This is a genomic window from Burkholderia sp. Ed8, assembly GCF_040761425.1.
Classification (GTDB): domain Bacteria; phylum Pseudomonadota; class Gammaproteobacteria; order Burkholderiales; family Burkholderiaceae; genus Burkholderia; species Burkholderia seminalis.
The window spans coordinates 449,976-464,434 of the sequence record NZ_CP142889.1; the positions used below are offsets into that span (position 1 = coordinate 449,976).

Consider the following 14,459-nt stretch of genomic DNA (forward strand, 5'->3'; position numbering starts at 1 on the left):
CCGCACGCGGCCCCGGGCGCGACACTCAGCCGATCTCGATGATGACCTTCAACGCGCGGGTTTGCGCGGCGCGCCCGAACGTGTCGTACGCGCTTTCCACGTCGTCGAGCGAAAACCGGTGCGTGATCAGGCGCGCCGGATCGAGGCGTCCGGCCCCCACGGTCTTCAGCAGCATCGGCGTGCTGACGGTGTCGACGAGCCGCGTCGTGATCGAGATGTTGCGATCCCACAGCTTCTCGAGGTGCAGGTCGGCCTTGACGCCATGGACGCCGACGTTCGCGACCACCCCGCCGGGCGCCACCAGCGACGTGCACATCTCGAACGTCGCCGGAATGCCGACTGCCTCGATCGCGCAATCCACGCCCACGCCGTCGGTCAGCTTCATCACGCCCGCTACCGGGTCGCCGTCGCGGCCGTCGAGGCAGTCGGTCGCGCCGAAGCGCCGCGCGACGTCGAGCCGATGGCTGTCCGGGTCGATCATGACGATCCGCGCGGGGGAATAGAACTGCGCGGTCAGCAACGCGGCCAGCCCGATCGGCCCGGCCCCGACGATCGCGACCGAGCAGCCCGGCTGCACCTTGCCGTTCAGCACGCCGCATTCGAAGCCGGTCGGCAGGATGTCGGACAGCATCACGAGCGCGTCCTCGTCCGCGCCGGCCGGAATCCGGTACAGGCTGGTCGCCGCATGCGGGATGCGCACGTACTCGGCCTGCGTGCCGTCGATCCGGTTGCCGAGGATCCAGCCGCCGGTCGTGCAATGCGAATACAGGCCGCGGCGGCAGTATTCGCAGCGGCCGCACGACGAGATGCATGAAATCAGCACGTGGTCGCCCGGCTTCGGCGAATCGACCGCCGCGCCGACCTGCTCGACGATGCCCACGCCTTCATGGCCGAGAATGCGGCCCGGTTCGCAGGTCGGCACGTCTCCCTTGAGGATGTGCAGATCGGTGCCACAGATCGTCGTGCGCGTCACGCGGACGATCGCGTCGGTCGGCGACTGCAGTTCCGGCCGGGGCCGCTGTTCGAGCGCCTTGCGCCCGGGCCCGTGATACACGAGTGCTTTCATCGCGATTCCTCCATCGAAAGGGGGGCCTGTTCAGGCATCGGGGCGGCGTCGTACCGGACTTGCGCCAGCAACACCGCGAGCGCGCAGGAGGCGAGCCGGACGGCGACGCCGTCGGCGCGGCTCGTCAGCACGATCGGCACGCGCGCGCCCACGACGACGCCCGCGTTCGCGGCGCCGCCCAGGTATTCGAGCTGTTTCGCGAGCATGTTGCCCGCTTCGATATCGGGCACGACGAGGATATCGGCACGGCCGGCAACCGGCGAGTCGATCCCCTTCTCGCGCGCGGCGCGCTGCGATATCGCGTTGTCGAACGCGAGCGGGCCGTCGACGATCGCCCCCGTGATCTGCCCGCGCTCCGCCATCTTCGCGAGCGCGGCCGCGTCCAGCGTCGAACGCATCGCCGGATTGACGGTCTCGACCGCGCACAACACGGCCACGCGCGGGCGCGCGACACCGAGCGCATGCGCGACGTCGACGGCGTTCTGCGTGATCGCCGCCTTCTGCGCGAGATCCGGTGCGATGTTCACCGCCGCGTCCGTCAGGATGAACGGCCGCGAATACGCGGGCGCGTCGATCAGGAAACAGTGGGACATGCGCTTGTCCGTGCGCAGGCCCGATTCCGCGGCCACGACGGCCTCCATCAGCTCGTCCGTATGCAGGCTGCCCTTCATCAGCGCGCCGGCGCGGCCCGCCGCCGCGAGTTGCACCGCGCGGGCCGCCGCCGCATGGCTGTGCGGCACGTCCTCGATCGGCCATTTCGCCAGATCGACGCCCGCCTCCGCCGCCACGCGCGACACCTTCGCGCGCGGCGCGACGATCAGCGGTTCGATCGATGCGCCCAGCGGCGACGCGGCGAGCGCGGCAAGCGCGACGAGGCTGGCCGTGTCGCACGGATGCACGACGGCCACCGTCAGCGGCGGCGCATGGCACGCACGCGCGATCAGGTCGGGCGGCGCGCCGTCCGCGCGCGGCAACAGGCCGGGCAGGCACGCGTCGGCGGGCGCTTCCGGAGGCAGGTTCATCTTCGGGTTCAGGTTCATGTCTCGAGCACGTAACTGCCGGGCGCGGCGCCGAAGCCGGCGGCCGGCACCCGTGCCGGCACGTCGCCCGACGAATGCGCATGCAACCAGTCGCGCCAGCACGTCCACCACGAGCCGTCGACCGCGGGCGTTGCGCTCGCGAAATCGTGCCGGCTGCGGTATGGCGCGCCGGGCTCGCGCGTCGCGCAGCGATAGTGGCGTCCCGGATGGCCGGGTTCGGACACGATCCCGGCATTGTGGCCGCCGGAGGTCAGCACGAACGCCAGCGCGTGGTGCGTGAGCAGATGGAGTTTGTAGACGGAATGCCAGGGCGACACGTGATCGCGCTCGGTCCCGACCGCGAACGTCGGCACGTCGATATCCGACAGCGCGACAGGCCGCCCGTCGACGCAGTAGCGGCCGGCCGCGAGATCGTTGTCGAGGAAAAGCCGCGTCAGGTATTCGGTATGCATCCGGTACGGCATGCGCGTGGTGTCCTCGTTCCACGACATCAGGTCGTTCGGCTTGGTGCGCGTGCCGAGCAGGTATTCGCTCATCATGCGCGACCAGATCAGGTCGCGCGCGTTCAGCAGCTGGAACGCGGCGGACATTTGCGCGCCGTCGAGGTAACCCTGCCGCCACATCAGCGCATCGAGCGCGGACAGTTCGCTGGCATCGATGAAGAGGCCGAGCTCGCCGGGCTCGCTGAAATCGGTCTGGGCGGCCAGCAACGTGATGGACCGCAATACCTCGTGTTGCCGCCCGTCGCGCGCGAGCGCCGCCGCGCCGATTGCCAGCAGCGTGCCGCCGAGGCAATAGCCGACCGCGTGAACGGCCTCGGCGCAGATCGAGCGGGCGGCGTCGAGCGCCGCCATGCACCCGTCGCGCAGGTAATCGTCGAGCCCGAGCTCGCGCGCTTCCGCGCCCGGATTGCGCCACGATACGGCAAACACCGTGTAGCCGGCGTCGACCAGGAAGCGAATCAGCGAATCGTGCGGCTGCAGGTCGAGGATGTAGTACTTCATGATCCACGACGGCACGATCAGGATTGGCTCGCGTGCGACGTCGGCCGTCGTCGGGTCGTATTGCAGCAGCTCGCACAGCGCGTTGCGCCAGACCACGCGGCCCGGCGTGATCGCCACGTCGCGCCCCGGCAGATAAGTGCGCGTGTCGCGCGCCCGCGTGCCGCGCGTGCGTTCGAGCAACGCGTGCGCGTCGTCCAGCCAGTGCCGCAGCCCTGCCGCGAGATTCGCGCCGCCGCTGCGCATCGTCGCGTCGAGCACGACCGGGTTGGTCGCGAGGAAATTGCCCGGCGAGCATGCATCGAGCCACTGCCGCGCGGCGAATCCGACCAGTGCCTCATGGTGCCGTTCGACGCCCGGCACGCCGCGCGTCGCGTCGCGCCACCAGCGCTGGATCGACAGGAAGCCGTCGCGGTACGCGCAAAACGGCCAGCCGGCCCATGCGGGCGCGACGAAGCGCGGATCGGCCTGCCCGGCGTGCACCGCCAGGCCGCTCGTGTCGGCGGCGTCGGCCTCGTCGTCGCCCGGGTTTGCCGCCGGTGCGGCGGCGGCCAGCCACGCCTGCGTCGCAAGCTCGAAGCATTTTCCCGGCGACACGGCCAGATGCGCGCCCCAGTCGAGCACGGCCAGCGCGAGCGACACGGGCGACAGCCCGAAGGTCATCGCGGCCACGTTCGCATGCGCGGCGCGGTTCCATTGATCGGCGGGCGACGGCCGGGCCGGCGGGCATTCGGCCGGGTTCGACGCCGGTTCTTGCGTGACCGTCGGCCGTTTCGGCTCGTGCTCGACCGGCATGCGCGTGACGGATGCTTTCATCGCATGTGCATGCCGCCGTTGACGTCGAATTCCGCGCCGGTCGCGAAAGCCCCCGCATCGGAACACAGGAAGGCGACGAGCTCGGCGATCTCGTCCGGATTGCCCAGGCGGCCGACCGGAATCTGCGGCAGGATCTTGGTGTCGAGCACTTCCTTCGGCACCGTCGCGAGCATCGCGGTCGCCAGATAGCCGGGGGCAACCGTGTTGACCGTCACGCCGTGGCGCGCGAGTTCGAGCGCCAGCGCCTTCGTGAAGCCATGGATGCCGGCCTTCGCCGCCGCGTAGTTCGCCTGCCCGTACGCGCCGCGCGAACCGTTCACCGAGCCGATGTTGACGATCCGTCCGAAGCCGGCCTCGATCATGCCCGGCACGAACGGCTTGGTCATGTTGAACATGCCGTCGAGGTTGGTGCGCAGTACCGCGTCCCACATGCTCTTGGTCATCTTCACGAAGGTCGCGTCGTGCGTGACCCCCGCGTTGTTGACGAGCACGTCGACGCGCCCGAACTCGGCCAGCACGCGCGCCGCGCAGTGCTGGCACGAATCGTAGTCGGAGACGTCGACTTCGAAAGCGTGGAACGTCCTGCCCGCGTCGCGTTCCTGCGCGAGCCACGTCGCGACGTGGTCGTTGCGCTCCGTATGCGACACCGCCACCGTCATGCCCGCGTCGTGCAGACGCCGGCCGATCGCCGCGCCGAGCCCGCCCATTCCGCCCGTGACGAACGCGACACGATCAGCGCACATGATCGTTCTCCCGGGCGTCGGTCACGCCGTTCAGACGGCGATGGGCACCCGGCGCCTCGTCGTTCGCGTCCTCGAGCCCGCGTTCCAGTGCCGTCATCCATTCGGCCCACGGCATGCTGGCTTCGTTGACCGCGGCCAGTCGTCCCAGATCGGGCAGCCAGTCGGTCTGATAACGCGACAACGCACCCGCGCCGTATTCGCGCAACCAGTTGCGCCACGCGCCGGCGTTCTCGAACTGCGCACGCATGCCCAGCTCGACGGCGTCCTGCCAGATCGCGACGCTCGCGATCGCGTAGTCGCGCATCACCTGCCGGGTCGCCTCGCCGAACGCCGTCCATTCTTGCGTTTCAGCCAACGCCTGCTGCAGGTGGCCCACCGCGGCGCGGTCCCGCTCGATGCGCCGCCCGGCCAGCGCATGCCATTCATGCTGCCAGTCGCGGTTCAGCGCGGCCATGCGCAGCGCGAGATCGCAGCCCGCGCGGCAAACGTCGTTCGGTGTCGTCCAAGCGTACGTACTCATCGGCTTCCCTCTTTCGATCCGGTCAATGGGTTGGCATCGCGCCACATGCCGCCTGCCCGGGATCGGCATCGCGACCGCTTCACTGTGCGGGCATCGCGCGCGGGAGCCGTTGATCTGAGTCAAGCACGCGGAAACCCTGCTTCGTAGACTGGATTGCACTGGCGGTTCCCCCGTCGATGGAGCGATTCCGATGAGCTACAAAAGCATGCTCGTGCACCTCGATACAAGCGCCCGCGCGCATTCGCGCCTCGAGTGCGCGTTGCGTCTCGCCCGGCGCTTCGGTGCGCATCTCACCGGGCTGTTCGCGGTCTACACGCCCGAGCCCTACTCGTTCTACGTGATGGCCGGCTCCGCCGACTATTTCCACGCGCACCGCGAACAACGCGACGAGCGGCTCGCCGCGCTGGAACGCCTGTTCCATGCGGAGACCGCCCGGGCAAAAGTACCGGCCACCTGGGTTCGCGCGGACGAGCGCGCGAACGTGGCCGTGCCGCGCGCCGCCCGTCTCGCCGATCTGGTGATTGCCGGCCAGAGCGACCCGAACGACCCCGAGACCTATATCGACGACCAGTTTCCGGAGAACCTCGTGTTGTCCGCCGGCCGCCCGGTGCTGTTCTGGCCGTACACCGGCGAATTTCCGTCGATCGGCGAACGGGTTTTCGTCGCATGGGACGGCAGCCGCGAAGCCGTTCGCGCCGCGCACGACGCACTGCCCTTTCTGGAGCATGCGAAGCGCACGACGGTCGCCGCCGTGGTCGACGGCAACTCGGAAGCGGCGACCACGCGCATTCCGGCCGCCGATGCCGCGCTGATGCTGGCCCGCCATGCACGCGACGTGAACGTGCTCGACATCGATGCCGGCGCCGGCTCGGCGGTCGGCGACACCTTGCTGTCGCGCGCGTATGAAACCGGGTCCGACCTGCTCGTGATGGGCGCCTACGGCCATTCGCGCTGGCGCGAGCTGGTGATGGGCGGCGCCACGCGCACGGTGCTGGCGTCGATGACGCTGCCGGTGCTGATGTCGCACTGAGGGCGGCCGATGCGTACGCTCGCCCTGCTCGTCGTCAATGCCGGCTCGTCGAGCGTGAAGTTCGCGGTCTTCGCGTACCCGCCGCACGGCGCCCCCGCGCGGCGGCCGCTGCACGAGGGCGAAGCGGTCGCGGGCGGCCACCGCGTATCGATCCGCTTCGACGCCGAGCCCGACGGTTCGCTGCCGCTCGGCACGCGGGAAGACCCCTACCGCGCGGTGCTCGCGCGGATCGCGACGTGGATCCGCACGAAATTGCCGCATGTCGCGCTGGGCGCGATCGCGCATCGCGTCGTGCACGGCGGCGCGCGATACGTGGAGCCGGTGCTCGTCGACGACGACGTGCTGGACGCGCTGCGCAGGCTGACGCCGCTGGCGCCGTTGCATCAGCCGCACAGCCTGGATGCGATCGACGCGCTGCGCGACGCGTTTCCGGACGTCCCGCAGATCGCCGTGTTCGACACGGCGTTTCATCGCACGCTGCCGCGCACCGAGCAGCTGCTGCCGCTGCCGCACGCGTGGTTCGACCAGGGCGTGCGCCGCTACGGGTTCCATGGACTGTCGTACGAATACCTGTCCGTCGCGCTCGACGAGTCGTTCGGCGCGCGTGCGCACGGCCGCGTGATCGCCGCCCATCTCGGCAGCGGCGCGAGCCTGTGCGCGCTGCGCGACTGCCGCAGCGTCGCGACAACGATGGGCTTCTCCGCGCTCGACGGATTGATGATGAGCACCCGCTGCGGAACGCTCGACCCCGGCGTCGTCCTGCACCTGCTCGAGGCCGGCAAGCTGTCCGGCGACGCGCTGGGACACCTGCTGTATCACGAGTCGGGGCTCAAGGGCGTGTCGGGGGCTTCCGGCGACCCGCGCGTGCTGCTCGCGCGCGAGGCGGCCGGCGACGCGCCGGCCCGCGACGCGCTGGCGCTGTACGTCCATCGCATCGTGCGCGAGGCGGGTGCGCTGACCGCCCTGCTCGGCGGCCTCGACATGCTCGTCTTCACGGCCGGCATCGGCGAGCACTCGGCGGTGTTGCGTGAGCGGATCTGCGCGGCGCTCGGCTGGCTCGGCGTCGCGCTCGACGCGCGCGCGAATGCCGCCGACGCGCATGTCGTGTCGTCCGCGGCGAGCGCGGTCACGGTGGTCGTCGAGCCGACCAACGAGGCCTGGATCGCGGCGCGCGCGGCGGTGCGCGTGCTGCGCGGCAACCGGGACGCTTGATCCAGATCAGCGCGACCGGCGTGCACGCGCCGATGATGAGTGCATCGACATCCGTTCAAGGGAACTGCCATGTACTCGAACATTCTGGTTGCGCTCGACGGCAGCGACACGTCGTCCCGTGCACTCGACGCCGCGCTGACGCTCGCGTCGGAAACGGGTGCCCGGCTGACACCCGTCTACGTCGTCGATTTCCTGGTGCCGGCCTACGACATGTACGGATACGATCCGTCGATCCTGGTCGATGCATTCCGTGAAGAGGGGCTGCGCGTCACCGAGGACGCGGCGCGACGCATGAAAGCACGCGGCGTGGCCGGCACGCCGCAGATCTCCAACGTCGCGCCCGCGGGCGAAACCGTCCCGCACCGGATCGTCGGTCTCGCCAGGGAGATCGAGGCCGACCTGATCGTGATGGGCACGCACGGCCGTCACGGCTTTCAGCGCCTCTTCCTCGGCAGCGTGGCCGAGCGCGTGCTGCGTCAAGCCACCTGCCCGGTCCTGATGATTCCGGCGAGCTGCCCGTCGGAGCACCCCGCCGAATCCCCCGCCGCCTCAACCGAAAAGGTACCGTCATGAGCTACAAGACCCTGCTCGTTCACCTCGACGACAGCGAGCGTTGTGCGACGCGAGTCGACCTCGCGCTCGAACTCGCGGGACGCTGGAACGCGCATTTGATCGGCCTCTACGTGGTCTGCCAGGATCTCCTCGAGCCGTTGCGCCGGCCCGACGAGCCGCTCAAGCTTGCCGTCTACGAGCGCCTGTGCGACCAGCGGCGCAAGGAGGCGGAAGAACGGTTCCTGACCGCCGCCGAGCACGCGGGACGCAGCGTCGAATGGCAGGCGCCGGCCGGCGACCCGATTGCCGCCACGATCCTGCATGCTCGTCACGCGGATCTGCTGGTGCTCGGCCAGGAAGATCCCGACGACCGCATGACCTACGTGGCGCGCCGTTTCGTCGAGGATGTCGTGATGGGCAGCGGCCGTCCGGCGCTCGTCGTGCCGTATGCGGGCGACGTGCGCACGCTCGGCGAGAACGTGCTGATCGGCTGGGACGGCGGGCGGGAAGCCGCGCGCGTGATGGCCGACGCGCTGCCGCTGCTCGCCCGCGCACGCTTCGTCAACGTCGAGACGGTTGTCCGCGGCCAGCCCGATCCGGACAAGACGCCCGCCGGCGTCGACGTCGCCGCGTATCTCGAACGGCACGGCGTGCGCGCATCGTTCTCGACGACGCCGCGCGATCGGTCGGTCGGCGTGGGCGCGACGCTGCTGAACCGGGTGACCGACCTGCATGCGGATCTGCTCGTCATGGGCCTGTACAGCCATACCCGCGCCCACGAGCGCGTGCTGGGCGGCGCGACCCGCACGATCCTCGAAACGATGACGGTGCCGGTCCTGCTGTCCCACTGAGCCGGCGCGAACGGGCAGCCACTCGCGGCTGCCCGCCTCCTTCCCCTCACAACACGCCGGCGCACGCGTCCGGCCCCTCCCGTACGACCAGCACCGGCCGGTCCGCGATGCGCACCAGCGACTCGGCGACACTGCCGAGCAACGCGCGGCGCACGCCGCGCCGGCCATGCGTGCCCATCACGATCAGGTCCGCCTCGCATTCGGCCGCGGCGCGCGCCAGCACGTCCGATATGTCTTCTCCGCACGCGTCGATGGTTTGCGCGACGCCGCGCACCCCCGAGAGCCGGAACGCCGTTTCGGCGTCCGAGACCGCTGTCGCGGCCCGGTCCGCGTCCAGCCCGGCCGGATCGCGCTGATCGATATAGCCGCTGTCGACGTCGGCGAGCCGCGGCGCATCCGACACCACGCACATGGCGATGACCAGACTGCCCGACTCGCGGGCGAGCGAGATCGCCTCGTCGAGCGCGAGCCGCGCGCCACGGCTGCCGTCGAGTGCCGCAAAGATCCTGTGATACATGACGCCTCCCAGTTGTCGTCCGGGTTCGACCGGTTCATGAAGCCAGTCTGATCCCGGCAGGCGCCGGTCCGTTGACACGGGTCAAGCACGCGCGGCGTCGCCCCCTTGCGCATCGGTCCCGATTGGCGAATGCCGACAAAACGCGCACAATTCAGGGCGATATCGTGGTTGCGGCCCGCTCCGCCCTCCGTGCCCGGCGTCCGGCCCGCCGCCAGCCCGCCGTCGACGAAATCCGTCAGGATGAACGGCAATGACCGTGAATGCGCCCCCCTTCCGGGCCGGACCGGCTTCGCAGCCGATTCGACCCAGCCGATATGCGACCGTTGCCGTGCTGCTGACGCTGGTGCTCGGCGTGGCCGCCTCGTTTGCCGCATCCCGGCTGCTGCAGCATCGGGCGGAGCAAGCCGCCCAGGCACGCTTCGCGCAAACCGCGACGCGCGCGACAGCCGACCTCCGCCGCAGCTTCCTCGCTGCCGCCGTCGTCCTGCGCGGCGCCCGGGAATTCGCGTCGGCACTGCCCGCGCCGCCGGACGGCGGCGCGTGGCGCCGGTATCTCGCCGGTCTCGATCTGGACGGGTTGCAGTCGCCGGTCCGCAGCATCGGGCGAATCGAGCCGAGCCTGGCGAACAACGATCAGCCGACCCGGCAGGCGCTGCAGCGGGCGGCGGAAACCGGCAAGGTCGCGCTCGCCGCGAACGCCATTCAGGACGGCACCGATGCGGCGATCGCCCGGACCGAACTGACGCTGTACTTGCCGATCGATGCACAGGGTGAAGACCGCACGTCGCCCGGCGCGCGGCACGCAACGGCGGCCGGGTACGTGTATGCGGCGCTGAATCCGGCTCGTCTCGTCGATCCGTCCCTGCTCGAACGGCTGCGCCTGGAAATCCTGGCCGACCATCCCGCGGCGCCCGTGTATTCGGGCGGTTTCGGCGGAAGCGACGCATTCGACGCCGGCGCGACGTTCGAGCGGACCGACGCGCTGACGTTCGGCGGCACGCCGCTCTCGCTCCACTACAGCGCGCCGCGCGCCGCGACGGACGCGGCCGCGACGGCCGTGCTGCTGGCGGGCATCGTACTGTCGCTGACGCTGGCCGCGCTCGTGCGGCAGGCCGTCGCGAACCGAACGCCGGCGCCCGCCGGCGACAGCCAGCCCACCGAGGCCCGGATGATGGGCATCATCCGCTCGTCAATGGAGGCCATCATCACCGTCGACGAAAGCCAGACGATCGTGATCTTCAACCCGGCCGCGGAGCGCGTGTTCGGCGTCTCCGCGATGGAGGCGGTCGGTGCGCCGCTGTCGCGTTTCATCCCCGAGCGCTTTCGCGCCGCGCATGCGCGACACGTCGAGCAATTCGGCGTGACCGGCGTGTCGGAGCGCCAGATGGGCCGGCAACGCGTGCTGTTCGGCTTGCGCGGCGACGGCACCGAGTTTCCGATCGAGGCGTCGATCTCGCAGATTCGCGACGGCACCGGCAAGCTGTACACGGTCATGCTGCGCGACGTGACCGAGCGGGTGCGCGCGGAAAACGCCCTCAAGCAGTCGCGCGAGGAACTGCGCGACCTGTCCGCCAACCTGCAGAACGTGCGCGAGGAAGAGAAGACGCGGATCGCGCGCGAACTACACGACGACCTCGGCCAGCAACTCACCGCGCTCAAGATGGATCTGTCGGCCGTCGAACTGGGGCTCGCGGGCGTCGTCGCGCCCAACCCCGGCGTGCGCGAGCAACTGGGCGGCATGCACCGCCTGATCGATTCGACCGTTGCGTCGCTCCGGCGCATCGCGGCCGATCTGCGGCCGGTGATGCTCGACGACCTGGGCCTCGTCCCGGCGATCGACTGGCTGGCGAACGATTTCACGCGCCGCTACAGAATCACGGTCGACCGGGACATCGCCCCCGGCGACATCGCATTCACCGGCGCGGGAGCGACCACGCTGTTCCGCATCGTGCAGGAGGCGCTGACCAACGTCGCGCGGCACTCGGACGCGACGAACGTGAAACTGTCGTTGAAAGCGGAAGACGGTTATTGCGTGCTGCGCATCGCGGACAACGGTCACGGCGCGCCGGCGCCCCCCCGCGATGCGCAGGACCGTCCGTCGTTCGGCCTGATCGGCATCCGCGAGCGCGCGCACATGCTCGACGGCACGGTGACGATCGACAGCCAGCCGGGCAAGGGATTCACGATCACCGTGGCGCTGCCGCTGCACGCCATCGAGCAAGGAGAAATGCGGTCATGATCAGGGTACTCATCGCCGACGACCACGCACTCGTCAGGGACGGTCTTCGGCACATCCTGCAGAGCGCGAGCGGGTTCGAGGTCGTCGGCGAAGCGCAGGACAGTGCGTCGACGATCGCGCTCATGCGCGGCACGGACGCCAACGTGCTGGTGCTCGACCTGTCGATGCCCGGCCGCAACGGGGTCGAGCTCATCAAGCAGATCAAGGACGAGAAGCCGGGATTGCATATCCTCGTGCTGACGATGCATGCCGAGCAGCAGTACGCGGTGCGGGCATTCCGCGCGGGCGCCTCGGGCTACATGACCAAGGAAAGTGCCAGCGCCGAACTGGTCGCCGCCCTGACCAAGATCGCGGCCGGCGGCGTCTATGTCAGCCTGACCATGGCCGAGCAGTTCGCGCAGAGCCTGAACGAGCCGACCGATCTCCTGCCGCACCAGCGCCTGTCCGACCGCGAGTTCGACGTGTTCCGGCGCGTCACCACCGGCGAGTCGATTTCCGAGATCGCGCAGGCGCTCTGCGTCAGCGTCAAGACCGTCAGCACGTACAAGACGCGGATCCTCGAGAAGATGCAGATGCCGAACGACACGGCACTCGTCCGCTACGCGATGCGCCACAAGCTGTTCGAGGACCCGGACGAGCTGTGACGCCGACGGCGGCATCGGGCACGGCCGCTTCCCCGCGCGAAGGGGCCGGACGCATCGGCGCGGCGAAGCGCCGCCCGCCGTCCGTGTCCGGCGCACGCCGGCGACGCTCGCGACAAGATGCCGCAGCGCTGTAGGAAACGTCCTACAAGGCTTCCCTCTCCCCTACCGCAACTTCAATTCCGGCTGATTTTCTTGACGCCGCGCAACCTCCATACTTCGCATCAAGAAAAACGAGCAAACGTGCCTCCCGGAGCCAGGGCAGCATCATCGACGAGACCGGCGTAGCGGTCTCCGGCGCGTCCGGCGGGCTTTCCCGACACGAAGGCGGCAGACACCAAGACCGCCGCTACAACGGCCAGCGCGATCCCGCCCGACGGCGAACCGCCGCTGCCGCCGAACAGGAGCCGATCATGCAGAGCAGTGCCGAAGTCCCGACGACCATGCCGTTACGCCCGTTCATCCCGCTGCGCTCCGTCGAGCCGGCGGATCAGCCCAAGCGCGCCGCGTCCCGCTGTTCGACATGCGCGTTGCGTACCGTCTGCATGCCGCCCGATCTTTCTCCCGACGATTTCGCGCGCGTCGACGCGATGATCTGCACGACGCGCCACGTCCGGCGCGGCGAAACGCTGTTTCGCGCGGGGGACGCCTTCACCAGCATCTATGCGGTGCGGACCGGGTCGTTCAAGACCATCATGATGCATCGCGACGGCGACGAGCAGATCACCGGCTTCCAGATCGTCGGCGAATCGCTCGGGCTCGATGGCGTGCACACCGGGCATCACAACGGCGACGCGGTCGCGCTCGAGGACAGCACGGTCTGCATCATCCCGTTCGGCCAGCTCGAGCAGCTGTGCCGCGAAGTGCGGCCGATGCAGCATCACGTGTACCAGATGATGGGCGGCGAGATCGTGCGCGAATCGTCCCAGATGCTGCTGCTCGGCACGATGAGCGCCGAGCAGCGGGTGGCCGCGTTCCTGCTCAATCTTTCCGCGCGCTTCAAGGCGCGCGGCTACTCGGCCGCGGAATTCGTGCTGCGGATGACGCGCGACGAGATCGGCGAATACCTCGGCATGAAGCTCGAAACGGTCAGCCGCATGCTGTCGAAATTCCAGCACAAGGGGCTCGTCGCGGCGCAGGGCAAGCAGATCCGGATCGTCGATTCGGAAGGCCTGCGGCAAATCTGAGCGCGCCGCGGCGCCGTCGGGCGGATCAGCCGCGCATGCCCAGCACGGCGGCGCCCGATACGCGTCCGCCGCGCAGGTCGTCGAGTGCGCGGTTCGCGTCGGTCAGCGCGTAGCGCACTGCCTCGACCCGCAGCGGCATCGCGGCGGCGACCCGCATGAATTCGACTGCGTCCGCACGGGTCAGGTTGGCCACCGACGCGATGCGGCGTTCGCCCCACAGCCACGCGTACGGAAAGGCCGGGATGTCGCTCATGTGAATGCCGCCGCACACGACGATCCCGCCTTTGTCGACCGCGCGCAGCGCGGCCGGCACCAGCGCGCCCACCGGCGCGAAGATCAGCGCCGCATCGAGCGGCTCCGGCGGCGTTTCGTCGCTGCCGGCGGCCCATGCGGCGCCCAGCGACAGCGCGAGCTGCTGCGCGTCCGTGTCGCCGGGCTTCGTCAGCGCGAACACCTCGCGTCCTTCGCCATGCGCGACCTGCGCGACGAGATGCGCCGCCGCACCGAAGCCATAGATGCCGATGCGGCGCGCGTCGCCCGCCATGCGCAAGGTTCGGTAGCCGATCAGGCCCGCGCACAGGAGCGGCGCGGCTTCCAGGTCGGCATAGCGCCGCGGCAGATGCACGCAATACCGGTGATCGGCGGCCGCACGCTCGGCGTAGCCGCCGTCGATCGTATAGCCGGTGAATCCGGCGGTGTCGCACAGGTTCTCGCGGCCGGACGTGCAATACGCGCAATGCCCGCACGTCGAGCCGAGCCACGGAACACCCACGCGGTCGCCCACCGCGAAGCCCGTCACGCCCGCACCCATCGCGCGCACCGTTCCGACGATTTCGTGCCCCGGAATCAGCGGCAGCTTCGGATGCGCGAGCTCGCCGTCGACGACGTGAAGATCCGTCCGGCACACGCCGCATGCGTGCACGTCGATCAGCAGCTGGCCCGGCGCGGGCGTCGGATCCGGCACGCGCGCTTCGCGCAAGTGCGGCGTCGTGCCGTCAAACATCATCGCGAGCATGCTCCCCTCCCTGCGCGATCGGTCTCGCG

14 protein-coding genes are annotated in these 14,459 nt (G+C 69.7%); 7 read left to right on the forward strand and 7 right to left on the reverse strand.

Annotated features, from left to right (window positions below; all coding sequences use genetic code 11):
• Nucleotides 1-25: 25 nt before the first annotated feature.
• Genes VXM69_RS36260 through VXM69_RS36280 form a run of 5 tightly spaced genes read right to left on the reverse strand, consistent with a single transcriptional unit; the run spans nucleotide 26 to nucleotide 5,186 of the window.
• Nucleotides 26-1,066, reverse strand: a complete 1,041-nt coding sequence (locus VXM69_RS36260) for a zinc-dependent alcohol dehydrogenase family protein (protein WP_367190758.1) — start codon at nucleotides 1,064-1,066, stop codon at nucleotides 26-28.
• Nucleotides 1,063-2,106, reverse strand: a complete 1,044-nt coding sequence (locus tag VXM69_RS36265) for a bifunctional enoyl-CoA hydratase/phosphate acetyltransferase (RefSeq protein ID WP_367190759.1) — start codon at nucleotides 2,104-2,106, stop codon at nucleotides 1,063-1,065. Before VXM69_RS36265 ends, VXM69_RS36260 begins: the two co-directional genes overlap by 4 nt.
• Nucleotides 2,103-3,923 (reverse strand): PHA/PHB synthase family protein, encoded by a 1,821-nt coding sequence (locus tag VXM69_RS36270; RefSeq protein WP_367190760.1) that lies wholly within the window; start codon nucleotides 3,921-3,923, stop codon nucleotides 2,103-2,105. The genes VXM69_RS36265 and VXM69_RS36270 overlap by 4 nt, the downstream gene beginning before the upstream one ends.
• Nucleotides 3,920-4,666, reverse strand: coding sequence for a beta-ketoacyl-ACP reductase (locus VXM69_RS36275; RefSeq protein ID WP_034192122.1), 747 nt, complete (start codon nucleotides 4,664-4,666; stop codon nucleotides 3,920-3,922). Before VXM69_RS36275 ends, VXM69_RS36270 begins: the two co-directional genes overlap by 4 nt.
• Entirely contained in the window at nucleotides 4,656-5,186 is a 531-nt protein-coding gene (locus tag VXM69_RS36280; protein ID WP_200087772.1) for a hypothetical protein, read from the reverse strand. The genes VXM69_RS36275 and VXM69_RS36280 overlap by 11 nt, the downstream gene beginning before the upstream one ends.
• Nucleotides 5,187-5,376: 190 nt before the next feature.
• Between VXM69_RS36280 and VXM69_RS36285 the strand changes: the two genes are divergently transcribed.
• The 4 genes from VXM69_RS36285 (at nucleotide 5,377) to VXM69_RS36300 (ending at nucleotide 8,831) form a co-directional block, all read left to right on the forward strand.
• On the forward strand, nucleotides 5,377-6,216 hold the full coding sequence (locus tag VXM69_RS36285; protein WP_034192120.1) for a universal stress protein: 840 nt from the start codon (nucleotides 5,377-5,379) through the stop codon (nucleotides 6,214-6,216).
• A 9-nt stretch (nucleotides 6,217-6,225) separates the two neighbouring features.
• Nucleotides 6,226-7,428 (forward strand): acetate/propionate family kinase, encoded by a 1,203-nt coding sequence (locus tag VXM69_RS36290; RefSeq protein ID WP_226253010.1) that lies wholly within the window; start codon nucleotides 6,226-6,228, stop codon nucleotides 7,426-7,428.
• Between the two features lie 69 nt (nucleotides 7,429-7,497).
• A complete protein-coding gene (locus tag VXM69_RS36295) occupies nucleotides 7,498-8,001 on the forward strand; it encodes a universal stress protein (protein WP_034192118.1) in 504 nt (167 codons plus the stop codon).
• Nucleotides 7,998-8,831 (forward strand): universal stress protein, encoded by an 834-nt coding sequence (locus tag VXM69_RS36300; protein ID WP_226229830.1) that lies wholly within the window; start codon nucleotides 7,998-8,000, stop codon nucleotides 8,829-8,831. Before VXM69_RS36295 ends, VXM69_RS36300 begins: the two co-directional genes overlap by 4 nt.
• Before the next feature lie 46 nt (nucleotides 8,832-8,877).
• Here VXM69_RS36300 and VXM69_RS36305 read toward each other — a convergent pair whose 3' ends face one another.
• Nucleotides 8,878-9,348: a universal stress protein gene (locus VXM69_RS36305; protein ID WP_034192116.1), complete on the reverse strand. Its 471-nt coding sequence runs from the start codon at nucleotides 9,346-9,348 to the stop codon at nucleotides 8,878-8,880.
• 250 nt (nucleotides 9,349-9,598) lie between these two features.
• Between VXM69_RS36305 and VXM69_RS36310 the strand changes: the two genes are divergently transcribed.
• The 3 genes from VXM69_RS36310 (at nucleotide 9,599) to fnr (ending at nucleotide 13,415) form a co-directional block, all read left to right on the forward strand.
• A complete protein-coding gene (locus tag VXM69_RS36310) occupies nucleotides 9,599-11,587 on the forward strand; it encodes a PAS domain S-box protein (protein WP_367190761.1) in 1,989 nt (662 codons plus the stop codon).
• Nucleotides 11,584-12,231 carry a response regulator transcription factor gene (locus tag VXM69_RS36315; protein WP_034192114.1) on the forward strand — a complete coding sequence of 216 codons (648 nt, stop codon included), beginning with the start codon at nucleotides 11,584-11,586 and terminating at the stop codon, nucleotides 12,229-12,231. The genes VXM69_RS36310 and VXM69_RS36315 overlap by 4 nt, the downstream gene beginning before the upstream one ends.
• A 410-nt stretch (nucleotides 12,232-12,641) precedes the next feature.
• Nucleotides 12,642-13,415 (forward strand): fumarate/nitrate reduction transcriptional regulator Fnr, encoded by a 774-nt coding sequence (gene fnr / locus VXM69_RS36320; protein ID WP_034192113.1) that lies wholly within the window; start codon nucleotides 12,642-12,644, stop codon nucleotides 13,413-13,415.
• A gap of 25 nt (nucleotides 13,416-13,440) precedes the next feature.
• On the opposite strand, the gene VXM69_RS36325 is transcribed toward fnr, so the two are convergent.
• On the reverse strand, nucleotides 13,441-14,430 hold the full coding sequence (locus tag VXM69_RS36325) for a zinc-dependent alcohol dehydrogenase family protein (protein ID WP_034192112.1): 990 nt from the start codon (nucleotides 14,428-14,430) through the stop codon (nucleotides 13,441-13,443).
• Nucleotides 14,431-14,459: the final 29 nt, after the last annotated feature.

Coding starts and splice junctions, on each gene's coding strand:
- VXM69_RS36280 (WP_200087772.1), bottom strand. CDS start 5,186: ATGAGTACGTACGCTTGGACGACACCGAACGACGTTTGCCGCGCGGGC.
- VXM69_RS36275 (WP_034192122.1), bottom strand. CDS start 4,666: ATGTGCGCTGATCGTGTCGCGTTCGTCACGGGCGGAATGGGCGGGCTC.
- VXM69_RS36265 (WP_367190759.1), bottom strand. CDS start 2,106: ATGAACCTGAACCCGAAGATGAACCTGCCTCCGGAAGCGCCCGCCGAC.
- VXM69_RS36295 (WP_034192118.1), top strand. CDS start 7,498: ATGTACTCGAACATTCTGGTTGCGCTCGACGGCAGCGACACGTCGTCC.
- VXM69_RS36315 (WP_034192114.1), top strand. CDS start 11,584: ATGATCAGGGTACTCATCGCCGACGACCACGCACTCGTCAGGGACGGT.
- VXM69_RS36305 (WP_034192116.1), bottom strand. CDS start 9,348: ATGTATCACAGGATCTTTGCGGCACTCGACGGCAGCCGTGGCGCGCGG.
- VXM69_RS36300 (WP_226229830.1), top strand. CDS start 7,998: ATGAGCTACAAGACCCTGCTCGTTCACCTCGACGACAGCGAGCGTTGT.
- VXM69_RS36325 (WP_034192112.1), bottom strand. CDS start 14,430: ATGCTCGCGATGATGTTTGACGGCACGACGCCGCACTTGCGCGAAGCG.
- VXM69_RS36310 (WP_367190761.1), top strand. CDS start 9,599: ATGACCGTGAATGCGCCCCCCTTCCGGGCCGGACCGGCTTCGCAGCCG.
- VXM69_RS36270 (WP_367190760.1), bottom strand. CDS start 3,923: ATGAAAGCATCCGTCACGCGCATGCCGGTCGAGCACGAGCCGAAACGG.
- VXM69_RS36260 (WP_367190758.1), bottom strand. CDS start 1,066: ATGAAAGCACTCGTGTATCACGGGCCCGGGCGCAAGGCGCTCGAACAG.
- fnr (WP_034192113.1), top strand. CDS start 12,642: ATGCAGAGCAGTGCCGAAGTCCCGACGACCATGCCGTTACGCCCGTTC.
- VXM69_RS36290 (WP_226253010.1), top strand. CDS start 6,226: ATGCGTACGCTCGCCCTGCTCGTCGTCAATGCCGGCTCGTCGAGCGTG.
- VXM69_RS36285 (WP_034192120.1), top strand. CDS start 5,377: ATGAGCTACAAAAGCATGCTCGTGCACCTCGATACAAGCGCCCGCGCG.